At 66.3% G+C, this 12622-nt stretch carries 9 protein-coding genes; 7 read left to right on the top strand and 2 right to left on the bottom strand.

Features of this window, described 5'->3' with window-relative positions; translation table 11 throughout:
* Positions 1 to 112 precede the first annotated feature (112 nt).
* Genes UNPF46_RS22445 through UNPF46_RS22435 form a run of 3 tightly spaced genes read left to right on the top strand, consistent with a single transcriptional unit; the run spans position 113 to position 2933 of the window.
* A complete protein-coding gene (locus tag UNPF46_RS22445) occupies positions 113 to 1246 on the top strand; it encodes an MlaE family ABC transporter permease (protein WP_142251460.1) in 1134 nt (377 codons plus the stop codon).
* A gap of 2 nt (positions 1247 to 1248) precedes the next feature.
* Entirely contained in the window at positions 1249 to 2031 is a 783-nt protein-coding gene (locus tag UNPF46_RS22440; protein WP_174719071.1) for an ABC transporter ATP-binding protein, read from the top strand.
* A gap of 29 nt (positions 2032 to 2060) precedes the next feature.
* Positions 2061 to 2933: an MlaD family protein gene (locus UNPF46_RS22435; RefSeq protein ID WP_100178775.1), complete on the top strand. Its 873-nt coding sequence runs from the start codon at positions 2061 to 2063 to the stop codon at positions 2931 to 2933.
* A 280-nt stretch (positions 2934 to 3213) separates the two neighbouring features.
* Here UNPF46_RS22435 and UNPF46_RS22430 read toward each other — a convergent pair whose 3' ends face one another.
* Complete coding sequence (locus tag UNPF46_RS22430) at positions 3214 to 8922, bottom strand: apolipoprotein A-IV repeat region-like domain-containing protein (protein ID WP_100178776.1); 5709 nt, start codon at positions 8920 to 8922, stop codon at positions 3214 to 3216.
* A 397-nt stretch (positions 8923 to 9319) separates the two neighbouring features.
* On the opposite strand from UNPF46_RS22430, the gene UNPF46_RS22425 reads away from it, so the two are divergent.
* Both UNPF46_RS22425 and UNPF46_RS22420 read left to right on the top strand, forming a co-directional pair.
* A complete protein-coding gene (locus tag UNPF46_RS22425; RefSeq protein WP_100181343.1) occupies positions 9320 to 9694 on the top strand; it encodes an Hpt domain-containing protein in 375 nt (124 codons plus the stop codon).
* 164 nt (positions 9695 to 9858) lie between these two features.
* The gene (locus tag UNPF46_RS22420) at positions 9859 to 10179 is read left to right on the top strand and encodes a 2Fe-2S iron-sulfur cluster-binding protein (protein WP_063203190.1); all 321 of its coding nucleotides are present in this window, start codon (positions 9859 to 9861) and stop codon (positions 10177 to 10179) included.
* Positions 10180 to 10206: 27 nt separating this feature from the next.
* On the opposite strand, the gene UNPF46_RS22415 is transcribed toward UNPF46_RS22420, so the two are convergent.
* Positions 10207 to 10677, bottom strand: coding sequence for an acyl-CoA thioesterase (locus UNPF46_RS22415; RefSeq protein ID WP_095425598.1), 471 nt, complete (start codon positions 10675 to 10677; stop codon positions 10207 to 10209).
* A gap of 182 nt (positions 10678 to 10859) precedes the next feature.
* Here UNPF46_RS22415 and UNPF46_RS22410 point away from each other — a divergent pair, with 182 nt between their 5' ends.
* Both UNPF46_RS22410 and UNPF46_RS22405 read left to right on the top strand, forming a co-directional pair.
* Complete coding sequence (locus tag UNPF46_RS22410) at positions 10860 to 11888, top strand: NAD(P)/FAD-dependent oxidoreductase (RefSeq protein ID WP_142251459.1); 1029 nt, start codon at positions 10860 to 10862, stop codon at positions 11886 to 11888.
* 105 nt (positions 11889 to 11993) lie between these two features.
* The gene (locus UNPF46_RS22405; RefSeq protein ID WP_142251458.1) at positions 11994 to 12590 is read left to right on the top strand and encodes a DUF2147 domain-containing protein; all 597 of its coding nucleotides are present in this window, start codon (positions 11994 to 11996) and stop codon (positions 12588 to 12590) included.
* Positions 12591 to 12622 lie beyond the last annotated feature (32 nt).

The raw sequence follows: 12622 nt of genomic DNA, 5'->3' as shown, positions 1-12622 counted from the left end.
AACCTGCTAGTTACCTCTAGCAACTAACATTAACCACTTGGGGATACCTTCTCTGGGTAAGGGCGCGTGCGCAACCATCTGATTTTCTCCGCCCCGGCACGGGAGCGGACATTTGAATAGCGATCCGAAGCTGGAACGGATTGCCAAGGGCAACGCGCTGGCACTTTGCGCCACCGGGACCTGGACCGCGAGCTTCGCGCCGGTCCTGGAGCGGATGGTGGCCGACGCCGAAAAGCTCGCCGGCAGCCCCCAAAGCATCTTCATCGACGTCTCCGAGGTCGCCAAGCTCGACACCTTCGGCGCCTGGCTGATCGAGCGGCTGCGCCGCAGCCTGACGAAAGGGCCCGTCGAGGCCCAGATCGCGGGACTGTCCGCCAATTATTCCAGCCTCGTGGACGAGGTGCGGCGGGTCCGGGCGACGGCGGTGGTCGACAGCAGCCCGATCACCATCACCGGCATGCTGGAGCAGATCGGCCGGGCCGTGGCCGGCGTCGGCGGCACGGTTGCGGGCCTCGTCGACATGCTCGGCGCCGTGCTCGCGGCGGGGTTTCGCGTCCTGATCCATCCGCGCTCGTTCCGCCTGACCTCGACCGTGCATCACATGGAGCAGGTCTGCTGGCGGGCGGTGCCGATCATCGTGCTGATCACCTTCCTGATCGGCTGCATCATCGCCCAGCAAGGCATCTTCCATTTCCGCCGCTTCGGCGCCGACATCTTCGTGGTCGACATGCTCGGCGTGCTGGTGCTGCGCGAGATCGGCGTGCTGCTGGTCGCGATCATGGTCGCGGGGCGTTCGGGCAGCGCCTACACCGCCGAGCTCGGCTCGATGAAGATGCGCGAGGAGATCGACGCGCTACGCACCATGGGATTCGATCCGATCGAGGTGCTGGTGCTGCCGCGCATGATGGCCCTCGTGCTGGCGCTGCCGATTCTGGCTTTCCTCGGCGCGATGGCCGCGCTCTATGGCGGCGGGCTCGTGGCCTGGCTCTATGGCGGGGTCGAGCCCGAGGCCTTCCTGCTGCGCTTGCGCGACGCCATCTCGATCGACCATTTCATCGTCGGCATCGTGAAAGCCCCGGTCATGGCCGCCGTGATCGGCATCGTCGCCTGCGTCGAAGGCCTTGCCGTGCAGGGCAGCGCGGAATCGCTGGGCCAGCACACCACGGCCTCCGTGGTGAAAGGCATCTTCTTCGTCATCGTGATGGACGGCGTGTTCGCCATCTTCTTCGCCTCGATCGGGATGTGACGATGGCAGGAGAAGCTCAACGCGAAACCTCAGATCCCATCATCCGCGTCCGCGACATCACCGTGCAGTTCGGCGCGACACGCGTGCTCGACGGCCTCAACCTCGACGTCAAGCGCGGCGAGATCCTGGGCTTTGTCGGCCCTTCCGGCGCGGGCAAGTCGGTGCTGACACGCACCATCATCGGCCTCGTGCCGAAGGTTGCGGGCTCCATCGAGGTGTTCGGCGTCGACCTCGATTCCTCCAACACCTCGCAGCGCCGCAACGTCGAGCGGCGCTGGGGCGTCCTGTTCCAGCAAGGCGCGCTGTTCTCCTCGCTGACGGTGCGGCAGAACATCCAGTTTCCGATGCGCGAATATCTTCGCGTGTCGCAGCGGCTGATGGACGAGATCACCATGGCCAAGCTCACCATGGTCGGGCTCAAGCCGGAGGTCGCCGAACGCTTTCCCTCCGAGCTCTCGGGCGGCATGATCAAGCGCGTCGCACTCGCCCGCGCGCTGTCGCTCGATCCGGATCTCGTGTTCCTGGACGAGCCGACCTCGGGCCTCGATCCGATCGGCGCCGGCGACTTCGACGACCTGGTCAGGACGCTCCAGCGCACTTTGGGGCTGACGGTTTTCATGGTAACCCACGATCTCGACAGCCTTTACACCGCATGTGACCGCATCGCCGTTTTAGGGAACGGTAAGATCATTGCGGCAGGGTCGATCGCCGACATGCAGGCCTCGCAGCATCCCTGGTTGAGGCAGTATTTCCATGGCAAGCGCGCCCGCGCGGTCATGACTTGAGTAGCTGGGATGAGTAGCCGGAGCACCTGATGGAAACGCGGGCGAACTACGTTTTGATCGGATCGTTCACGCTGGCGGTGATCGCGGCGGCGATCGGCTTCGTGCTGTGGTTCCAGTCGCTGCACACCACCAAGCAGCGCAGCCCGCTGCGCGTCGTGTTCGAGGGCCCGGCGGCGGGCCTGCGCAACGGCGGCAGCGTCAACTTCAACGGTATCCGGGTGGGTGAGGTGGTCTCGGTGAAGCTCGACAACCCGCGGCGGGTTGTCGCACTCGCCATGATCGAGAACAACGCCCCGATCCGCAAGGACACCCTGGTCGGCCTCGAATTCCAGGGCCTGACAGGCGTTGCCGCGATCTCGCTCAAGGGCGGCGACGAAGCCGCGGCCCCGCCGCCGCTCGACCAGGACGGCATCCCGACGCTGACCGCCGACCCCAACAAGCTGCAGGACGTCACCGAGGCGATCCGCGGCACGCTGCAGAACATCAACAAGATCGTCGCCGACAATCAGGAATCGGTGAAGAACTCGCTGAAAAATCTGGAGACCTTCACCAGTTCGCTCGCGCGCAATTCCGAGAAGATCGATGGCGTGATGGCCAAGGTCGACGGCGTCGTGCTCAAGGCCGACAATCTCATGCTCGGCCTCAATACGCTCGCCGGCGGCAAAGACGGCGGCGAGCTGTTCCAGGCGGTGAAGTCGATCCGCGAGCTCGCCGACGATTTCGACAAGCGCTCGGGTGCGCTGATGGCCGACGGCCGCCGCACGCTCGGCGACATCAGCCGCGCGGTCAACAATTTCGACCGCAACCCGACCCGCGTGCTGTTCGGCGCCAGCAACAGCAGCGCGCCACCGCCCGCACCGCCGCCGGAGCCGCCGAGGCAGGCACCGGCGCCGAGGCGGTAGGAGGGGCACGTTCGCGCTTCTCTCTCCACGTCATTGCGAGCGTAGCGAAGCAATCCAGTCGGTCTGGATTGCTTCGTCGCTTTGCTCCTCGCAATGATGGAGCTTGTAGAAGCCGCCTTGGTAGCCCGGATGGAGCGCAAGCGTAATCCGGGACTTTTTGCTGAGCTCCCCGCATTGCGCTGCGCTCCATGCGGGCTACGAGCCCCTCTCGAAGTGACGTGCCCAAACAAAAACGGAGGCCGAGAGGCCTCCGTTTTCTCATTCGTTGATGACTTGCCCGTTACCCCAGCCGGCCCGCCGCATGCGCGAGCAGCGTGTAGACCAGCCCCGTCTCCGAGGTCAGGTGGCCGCGCAGCTCCTGCGGGCCGCGGCCGTCACGGGCGACCTCGTCGAGCAGGCGCTCGAACTCGGCGACGTAGCGGTCGACCGTGCCCTTGAAGTTGCGGTCGGCGCGGTACTTGCGGGCGACCTCGTCGAAGGCCTTCTGACCGGCGGGCGTGTAGAGGCGCTTGGTGAAGGCCTTGTTCTCGCCGCGCTGGTAGCGGTCCCACATCTCGGCCGCGAGGTTGCGGTCCATCAGCCGGCCGATGTCGAGCGACAGCGATTCCAGCGGATTGCTGCTGGCCTGCGGGGCCTGCGGCTGCGGCGCGGGGGCGGCGCGGCCACGCGGAGCCTGACCGGTCGGGGCGCCCTGATTGGCGTCCGTGCGGTTGAGCAGGTCCGACAGCCAGCCGTCACGGCCCTGGTCGTTGCTGGACGGCGCGACCGGCGGCGCTTCGGTGCGACGCGAGGGCGCCGGCATGCCGAGGTCCGGCGGCGGCAGCGTGGAAGCGCTGCCGGTGTCGCGCATGCGGGTCTCGGTGCCGCGACCGCCGGCAATGGCCATCACCGGCTCTTCCTGGCGCTGGACGGCGACGGACGCGCGGCCCGCGGTGGTGACGTCGAGGCCGCGGCCGTGCTGGGCGACGATGCGGTTGAGCTCGGCGAGAGCCTCGATCTGGTCGACGATCACCTTGCGCATCTGCGCCGTGCTCTCGGCGGCCTCCTGCGGCATCTCGAGCACGCCGCGGCGCAGCTCGTTGCGGGTGGCTTCGAGCTCGTTGTGCATCTCGAAGGCCATCTGCTTCATGCTGGAGACGAGGTTGGTGAACTTCTCGGTCGACTGCTTGAACATCGCATCCGCCTCGTCCGTGGTCTGGCGGTAGATGTCGTGCATCGCCTCGATGGTCTGGCGGTGCTCCTCCTCGGACGCCACGCGCACCGCCTCGAACTGGCGGGTGATCGCGGCGGAGCCGGCGCCGGCGGTCTCGGCGACGACGCGGGCGATGTCGCGGGCGCGCTCTTCGGCGGCCGCCAAGGATTCGTCGAGCAGGCCGGTGAAGCGCGACAGCCGCTGGTCGAGGTCGGCCGTACGCAGGTCGATCGTGGTGACGAGCGATTCCAGCGCCTGCTTGCGCTCGGCGAGCGAGGCGGTGGTGTTCTTGTTGCTCTGCTCGACGACCTGTGCGGCCTCGACCAGCGCCTTGCCGTGCGCGTCGAACTGGGTCGACAGCTCGCCGAGATCCTGCAGCGCCTTCGTGGTCTTGCTGTTGAAGACGTTGAGCTGGTCTTCCAGGTTCTGCGTCGCGGCGCCGTTGCGGGAGGTGACGTCGTTCATCGCCGAGACGAAGTCGGCGACACGCGTCACCAGCGCCCGCTCGAGCGAGTTGAGGTTGTCGTGCGCACCGGTCAGCACCTCCTGGAGCAGGATGTTGCCTTCGCGCAGCCGTTCGAACAGTGCCACCGTGTCGGTGCGCAGGATCTTGCTGGTCTCCTGCATCTCGGTGACGGCCGCGATCGAGACCTGGCGCGACTGGTCGATCGCGGAGCGCGAGGCCTGCTCGAGGTCCTTGAGCGACTTGCCGACCGCGCTGGTCGCGATCTCGCTCGCCGCGTTGATGGTGCGCGCGACTTCCGAGCCGTTGCCCATCATGGTCTGCGAGAAGGCCTGGCCGCGCGTCTCGATCGACTTCAGCGCGTCCGAGGTGACGCGGTCGATGTCGAGCGTGAGCTGGCTGGTCTTCGAGCCGATCGCGTCGACCAGCGCACCGCGCTTGGCGTCGATCATGTTCGACAGACGGTCGGCCTGCTGCTGCACATAGGTGACGATCTCGTCGGTCTTGCCGGTCATGGCCTGGCCGAAGCTGCTCGAGGCGGCGAGCACCGAGCGCTCGACGTCGGCCGAGCTCGACTTGACCCGCGAGCTCGCCTCGTTGGAGGCGGTGATCAGCGCGTTCTGGGCGTTGAGCGCGCTGGTCTGGATGTCGTTGGTCGCGTTCGCGGTGGCCGTGCTCAGCGTGCGCTCGATCTCGGTCGAGATCGTGCGGATCTGGCTCGCGGCATCCGCCGAGGTCGAGGTCAGCGAGATCTGGGCCTCACGCGCGCTGTTGAGGATGGTCGAGGCGGTGTCGGCGCCGACAGCGGTCAGCGTGCGCTCGATGTCCGTGGTCAGCGACTTGATCTGGCTGGCCGCGTCGGTCGAGGCGGAGATCAGCGAGCCCTGGGCTTCGCGCACGCCGCTGGTGAGCGCCTCGATGGTGGCGCCGCCGGCGGTTGCCAGCGCGCGCTGCATCTCGGCCGCGAGCGAACGGACCTGGCTGGTCTGCTCGGCCGAGACCGTGAGCAGGGTGCTCTGGGCGTCGCGGGCGCTGGTGGTGATCGTCTCGGCGGTCGACTGGCCGACCTGCGAGAGCGAACGATGCACTTCGGCCGCGAGCGACTTGACCTGGCTCGCCGCGTCCGAGGACGCGGTGACCAGCGTGCTCTGGGCTTCGCGGGCGCCGGTCACGATGGTTTCGGCGGTCGAGGTGCCGGCCATCGTGAGCGAGCGCTGGACGTCCGAGGACAGCGCCTTGATCTGGTTGGCGGTCTCGGTCGAGGCCGCGATCAGCGCGCTCTGCGCGTCGCGGGCGCCGGCGGTGATCGATTCCGCCGTGGTCGTGCCGGCCAGCGACAGCGAGCGCTGCACGTCGGCGGTGAGCGTCTTGACGTGGTTGGCCGCGTCCGAGGACGCGGTGACGAGCGTGGTCTGCACCTCGCGGGCGCCGGCCAGGATCGAGGCCGCGGTGGCAGAGCCTGCCGCCGACAGCGTGCGTTCGACGTCGGCCGACAGCGCCTTGATCTGGTTGGAGGCTTCGCCCGACGCCGCGACCAGCGTCGCCTGCGCCTCGCGGGCGCTGCTCAGGATCGAGTTCGCCGAACCGGTGCCGACCGCGGTCAGCGCGCGCTCGACCTCGGCGGAGGTCATCTTGAGCTGGGCGTTGACGTCCGAGGAGACGGTCATCAGCGACTGCTGGGCGGTGCGGGCGCCAGTCTGGATCGTCTCGCTGGTGTTGACGACGAGGTTGGTGAGCGAGCGCTCCGCGTCCTCGACATGCGAGCGGATCGCGGTCGAGATCATCTCGGCGCGGGACATCATGTCCTCGCTGGCCTGGCGGCCGCTGCTTTCGATGCGGCCGGCGACGGCCTCGACGCGCGAGCCGAGCAGGTCCTCGAACTGCGCCACGCGCACGTCGATGTCGCTCGCGACCGAGCCGACCTTGGTCTCGATGGCCTGATGGATCTCCTGGAAGCGCGCCGTGACCGTGTCGGTCAGATGCGTGCTGCGGCCGTCGATGATCTCGGTGACGCCGGTGATGCGGCGGTCGACCGCCTCGATCGCCTGCGCGGTGCCGTCGGTGAGCGTCGAGGTCAGCAGGGTCAGGCGCGTGTCGATCGACTGCACGGCCTGCGAGGCGCCGTTGGTGACGGCCGTGGTCAGGTAGGTGAGGCGGGAGTCGATGGACTCGAGCGCCTGCGTCGCATTGCCCGTCAGCGTCGTCGTGAGGTGGGTCAGGCGGGTATCGATCGACTGGATGGTCTGCGAGGCGCCATCGGTCAGCGAGCTCGTCAGGTGGTTGAGGCGCGCGTCGATGGTCTCGATGGCCTGCGAGGCGCCGCCGGTGAGCGACGTCGTCAGGTGGGTGAGGCGGGAGTCGATCGACTGGATCGCCTGCGCGGCGCCGTCGGTCAGCGACGTCGCCAGCGTGTTGATGCGCCCGTCGATGGTGTCGGTCATGGACTTCGCGCGGCTGTCGAACGACTGTTCGAGCGCGGCGACGCGGCCGACGAGCTGCTCGTCGAAGGTCTTGATGTGACCGCCGATCGTGCCGTCGAGGCTGGCGATCTTGCCGTTCAGCGAGGCGTCGAGATTGCTGACGCGTTCGCCGACCGTGGTCTCGAACTGCAGCAGGCGCTGGTCGAGCACGGCCGTGATCTCGCCGCCGTTGGCGGTGAAGCGGGTGTCGAAATTGTCGACATAGGTCTTCAGCGATTCATGGATTTCCTGCGTGCGCTGGCCCATGCGCTCGACGATCTCGCCGCCGAAGGTCTTCACGGTGCGGTCGAACTCGGAGATGTGGCGCGTGATCAGGGCGCCCAGCGTGCCGGAGTCGCGGGCGAACTTCTCGACCAGCTCGGTGCCCTGGTTCCTGACCAGCTCGTCGAACGCGCTCATCTGCAGCGACAGCGAGTCGTGCGCGGTCTCGGTCTGGCTCACGACCTTGGCGACGAGGGTGTTGACGGTGGCGTCGAGCGCCTCGCTCGCCTTGTCGCCGCTCGTCATGATCTGGCCGGCGAGGCGGTTGCCGGCGTCGTCGATCTTGGCCGAGATGTCGTTGGAGCGCAGCTCGAGCTCGAGCAGCAGCGAGTCCGAGGAGTTCTTCAGGCTGTCGTGCACCTGCTCGGTGCGCTCGGAGATGCCGTCGACGATCGCGGCGGAGCGCTGCTCGAACTCGCCGGTGATGCGGTCGATGCGTTCGTTCAGCATCTCGTGGACGCGGTCGGCGAGGTCGACGAACTCGTCGTGGACGTGGCCGGTCTTGAAGTTGAGGCTGGTGGTCAGCCGCTCGCTGGCGTCGAGCACGGCGCGCGTGGTCTCGTTGCTGGCCTCCTCGAGGCGGTCGAGCAGGTCGCCGCCGCGCTCGCCGAGCGCCAGGATCATGTTGTCGCCGGCATTGCTCAGGGCGCTGGTGATGTGGGCGCCGCGCTCTTCGAGAGCACCGGTGATGGACTTGGCGACCTCGTCGACGCGCGAGGCGATCGCGTCGGAGATCAGCGCGATGTCGTGGCGCAGATCGATCTGCACGCCGGAGATGGCGCTGCGGACCTGCTCGGCCTGGCCGACCAGATTGTCGCGCTGATGGGCGATGTCCTGGAGCAGGGCGCGGATACGCACCTCGTTGTCGGAATAGGCGCGTTCGAGTGCGGCGACCTCGTTGGCGACCAGCGTCTCCAGCTCGCCGGCACGCGCGATCGCGCGCTCGATCCCGTCGCCCATCGCCGCGACCTCGCGGCGGATGGCCTGGCCGACGGTGACCATGGAATCGGAAGCCGAGCCCTCGGGCTCGGAGAAGCGGATTGCGACCTGCGCCATCGCCTGGGCGACCGAGCTCATCTGCTGGCCGCGCCAGACCAAACTCGCCAGGAAGTAGAACAGCATGATGGGCGCGAAGAACATGGTGACGAGGCCGGCGATGGCCAGCACGCCGCCGCTCTGGCCCATGGCGGCCTGGATCGAGGGCAGGAAGCCGATCGTCAGTGCGGCGCAGGCCGCGAGCCAGATCACGGTGAAGATCGTCGCGCCGGTGTAGATGCTGCGGGCAGGGCGACCCGTCTGCAACGCCTGGAGCAACTGGCCGATGGTCTCGCGGTCGTCGTTGGCGGCGCGGCGCGAAGCGCGCGGCTCCTCGACCGGGTCGAACACGTTTGCACGTTCATTGGCGGCAGGACGCGGCTCGAAGCTCGGCTCGTCGAAGATCGGGGGCGGCGGCGCCACCGAAGGCGCGGTCTCGTTGCGCATGGCGGCGTTGCGGCTGGTGTCGGCAGCCGTGTCGCTGATGTTCAGGGCTTCCTGGATCGCAGAAAGCGCAACTTCTGTCGGGTCTTTGACCTTTTTCGGAGTGTTCGCCATGTTCAGTCCGAGCCCTCGTTACTTGTACGCGTCCCCCCGCGAGCCCTGCGCGCTGCGCAAGCCCACAGACCGGATCATGCCGCTTACGCGGATCTCCTGGCCGTCCCCACCCGGACGGCTTGTCCGCCAATTTCTGCAACATCCTATTGGCAGAGCGATGCGAATGAAATGCCCGCGATTAAGACATTCTTAATCATCGTTAACAGGATCGCGGCGTAACGCCTTAGCATTAAATGTAATTCTCCACCGGACTCGCCCGATTGCGGCAACTTTTCGTCAATAAACCGGCAGAACTGCGTTCAAGAAGCCAAACATTTCGTTAACCATTTCCATGCTTGGCTGGGCTGAATTCGCCGCCGGACCGGCGGAACCGTCGCGCGATGCCGGGGCCTGCGCCATGATGCCTGAACTGCAACGGATGGACTGGATGCCCTCGCCCCCGCTTGCACCCATCGACAGCCCGCTCGACCTCGACCACCTCTCCCGGATGACGCTTGGCGACGCGGATCTGGAACAGGAAGTGCTGGCCATGTTCGCCGAGCAGGCGGTCCGCCTGATGGCGGCGATGGCGGCCCTGCCGGCCGAGGCCGGCGCACTGGCCCACAAGCTCAAGGGCTCGGCCCGCGGGGTCGGCGCCTTTGCGGTGGCAGATGCCGCGGCAAGCCTCGAGACTGCGATCCTGACCGGCCATAACCAGCGCCACGCCCTCGCCGCGCTGAAGGAGGCGGTCACCGAGGCCCGCGCCGCCATCGAGGCGATCCTGAAGCCTTGAGGCCAAGCGGCCGAGCCGGATTCTAGTCTCTTGTTTTGACGCATTTTCTTGCCGCAAAGCGGGATTCACTTCGCAGCAAAACCCTATGGCGCCGGGCTGATCGACCCGTTATAGGACAGCCCGGACCCTCCTTCATTCCCAGCACCGCGGCAGCACGAGCACACATGGCCAAGATTCACTTTGTCGACCACAAGGGCGAAACCCGTACGGTGGAAATCGAGAACGGCGCAACCGTGATGGAAGCCGCGATCCGCAACAGCATTCCCGGCGTCGAGGCCGAATGCGGCGGCGCCTGCGCCTGCGCGACCTGCCATGTCTATGTCGACGAAGCCTGGCGCGAGAAGGTCGGCAGCCCGACGCCGATGGAAGAGGACATGCTCGATTTCGGCTTCGACGTGCGCCCCAATTCGCGCCTGTCCTGCCAGATCAAGGTCTCCGACGAGCTCGACGGTCTCGTCGTGACGACGCCGGAACGTCAGGCCTGATCCTTCAAGCCCGCGCCTTCCCAAAATTTAAGATGCACTCGGCGGCGCGACCTCGATGCCGCGCTTGTGCCAGGGTCTGAATTTCTCGATCACCTCCGCAGTCAGCGGGGCCGGCCGGCGCGTCGCCTCGTCCAGCAGGACGCCGACCGAAATCGCCGAGGCGATGCATTTCCCCTCCGAGAACACGACCTGCTCGAAGGTCACGGACGTTCGTCCCAGCTTCACCACACCGAGGCCGAGCTCGATCGTGTTCGGCCAGTGCAGTTCGGCGCGGAAATGCATGTCGAGCCGCACCATGATCCAGGCGAGGCCCGGCGGGGTCAAGCCGTACTGGGGAAGCTTCATCAGCGTGACGCGGCCGGTCTCGAAATAGGTGGCGTAGACCGCGTTGTTGACGTGCTGGTTGGGGTCGAGATCGCCAAAGCGGACATTGTCGCTGAGGCGGAAGGGGAAGTCCTCCAGACGCGGCGTCGTGTCGAGGCGGCTTGGTGCGTTCACCGATTGATCTCCGTCATATCCATCCCCGTTACAACCCAGTTATCCTGACCCGGCAAGTGGGCGCGGCTGCGGGGGGCTCCTGCTTTTATGCCTTCCCTGATTCATCCCCGTTGGCTAGACAGGCAGGGTCACCTCTGCCCGCCGGGCGCCGTCCAACCGATAACGATCGATAAAGAGACGACATGAGCGACGTGATCAAAACCGATGTGCTGATTATTGGCGCCGGCCCCTGCGGTCTGTTCGCCGCCTTCGAGCTTGGCCTTCTCGACATGAAGACGCATTTCGTCGACATCCTCGACAAGGTCGGCGGCCAGTGCGCCGAGCTCTATCCGGAAAAGCCGATCTACGACATTCCCGGCATTCCCCAGGTTTCGGGGCAGGGCCTCACCGACGCGCTGATGGAGCAGATCAAGCCGTTCCATCCGACCTTCCATCTCGGCGAGATGGTCGAGACCGTGGAGAAGATCGGCGATCCCGCATTTCGCTGCACCACGGACGCGGGCAAGGTGTTCGAATGCAAGGTGCTGGTGATCGCAGCCGGCGGCGGCTCCTTCCAGCCCAAGCGTCCGCCGGTGCCGGGCATCGAGGCCTATGAGGGTACGTCGGTGCATTACGCCGTGCGCAAGATGGAGACGTTCCGCGACAAGAACGTGCTGATCGTCGGCGGCGGCGATTCCGCGCTCGACTGGACGCTCAATCTGCATCCGATCGCGAAGCGCATCACGCTATTGCACCGGCGCGACGAGTTTCGCGCCGCGCCCCACAGCGTCGAGCAGATGCGCGCGCTGGTTGCCGGCGGCAAGATGGATCTGCGGCTCGGCCAGGTCACGGCGTTGTCCGGCGCCGAGGGCAAGCTCTCCGGTGCGACCGTCAAGGGCAACGACAACAGCATCACCGAGATTGCCTGCGACACCATGCTGCCGTTCTTCGGGCTGACCATGAAGCTCGGTCCCGTCGCGAACTGGGGCATTGCGCTGGAGAACAATCTGGTGCCGGTCGAGACGAGTGCATTCGAGACCAATGTTCCCGGCATCTTCGCGATCGGCGACATCAACACCTATCCCGGCAAGATCAAGCTGATCCTGTGCGGCTTCCACGAGGGCGCGCTGATGTCGCAAAAAGCACATCGCTACGTCTATCCGGAGAAGCGGCTCGTGTTCCAGTACACGACCTCGTCCTCCAGCCTGCAAAAGAAGCTGGGTGTCAACTGACGGCAGCGGCGCAGGCGGGGATGCCCCATGTTTCTGGTGCTGGAACCGTTCGCGAAATCGCCGTAGTCTGCGGCCATTCCGGTCGTGGAATTACAAGGTGATCTAATGCGGATTTCTTCCAGCTTTCGGCTGCTCCCCTTCCTTGCGCTTGCATTGTCGCTCGCGACGGTGACGCCGTCTGCGGCGCAGACCACCGAGCCCACGGCGGCGGGCCTGTGGCAGAAGGTCGAAGACGGCAAGACGGTCGGATGGTTTCTCTTCATAGACCATAACGGCATCTTCGAAGGCGTGATCGCCAAGACCTTCCCGCGGCCCGGCGACGATCCGAACGAGATCTGCAGCAAGTGCACCGACGATCGCAAGAACGCGCCGGTGCTCGGCATTTCCTTCGTCCGCAACATGAAGCGCGAAGGATTGAAGTATGAAGGCGGCAACGTGCTCAATCCCCGCGACGGCCAGATCTGGAAGGCCAACATGAAGGTCAGCCCCGACGGACAGACCCTGACCCTGCGCGGCTATCTCGGCATTTCGCTGCTTGGCAAGGACGAGACCTGGATGCGCCTGCCCGACGCCAACATCGCCCAGGTCGATCCCGCCATCGTCGCGAAATATCTGCCCGCGCCGGCTGCGGCCACCAAGCCGCCGGCGCCCGCGACGAAGAAGGGCGGCGGCATGATGATGGCTCCGGCGCCCAAGCAGTAACCTCGTGTCCCATTTCTGAGAGTCGTCCCGTC

This window comes from Bradyrhizobium sp. UNPF46, from assembly GCF_006658625.1.
GTDB lineage: Bacteria > Pseudomonadota > Alphaproteobacteria > Rhizobiales > Xanthobacteraceae > Bradyrhizobium > Bradyrhizobium nitroreducens.
Note: the sequence above shows the minus strand (reverse complement) of the source record. Positions and strands in the feature narration are given on the sequence as shown.

What these genes read in the sequence shown, in the direction of transcription:
- UNPF46_RS22440 (WP_174719071.1), top strand. Translation starts at nt 1,249, where the DNA reads ATGGCAGGAGAAGCTCAACGCGAAACCTCAGATCCCATCATCCGCGTC.
- UNPF46_RS22435 (WP_100178775.1), top strand. Translation starts at nt 2,061, where the DNA reads ATGGAAACGCGGGCGAACTACGTTTTGATCGGATCGTTCACGCTGGCG.
- UNPF46_RS22430 (WP_100178776.1), bottom strand. Translation starts at nt 8,922, where the DNA reads ATGGCGAACACTCCGAAAAAGGTCAAAGACCCGACAGAAGTTGCGCTT.
- UNPF46_RS22425 (WP_100181343.1), top strand. Translation starts at nt 9,320, where the DNA reads ATGATGCCTGAACTGCAACGGATGGACTGGATGCCCTCGCCCCCGCTT.
- UNPF46_RS22420 (WP_063203190.1), top strand. Translation starts at nt 9,859, where the DNA reads ATGGCCAAGATTCACTTTGTCGACCACAAGGGCGAAACCCGTACGGTG.
- UNPF46_RS22410 (WP_142251459.1), top strand. Translation starts at nt 10,860, where the DNA reads ATGAGCGACGTGATCAAAACCGATGTGCTGATTATTGGCGCCGGCCCC.
- UNPF46_RS22405 (WP_142251458.1), top strand. Translation starts at nt 11,994, where the DNA reads ATGCGGATTTCTTCCAGCTTTCGGCTGCTCCCCTTCCTTGCGCTTGCA.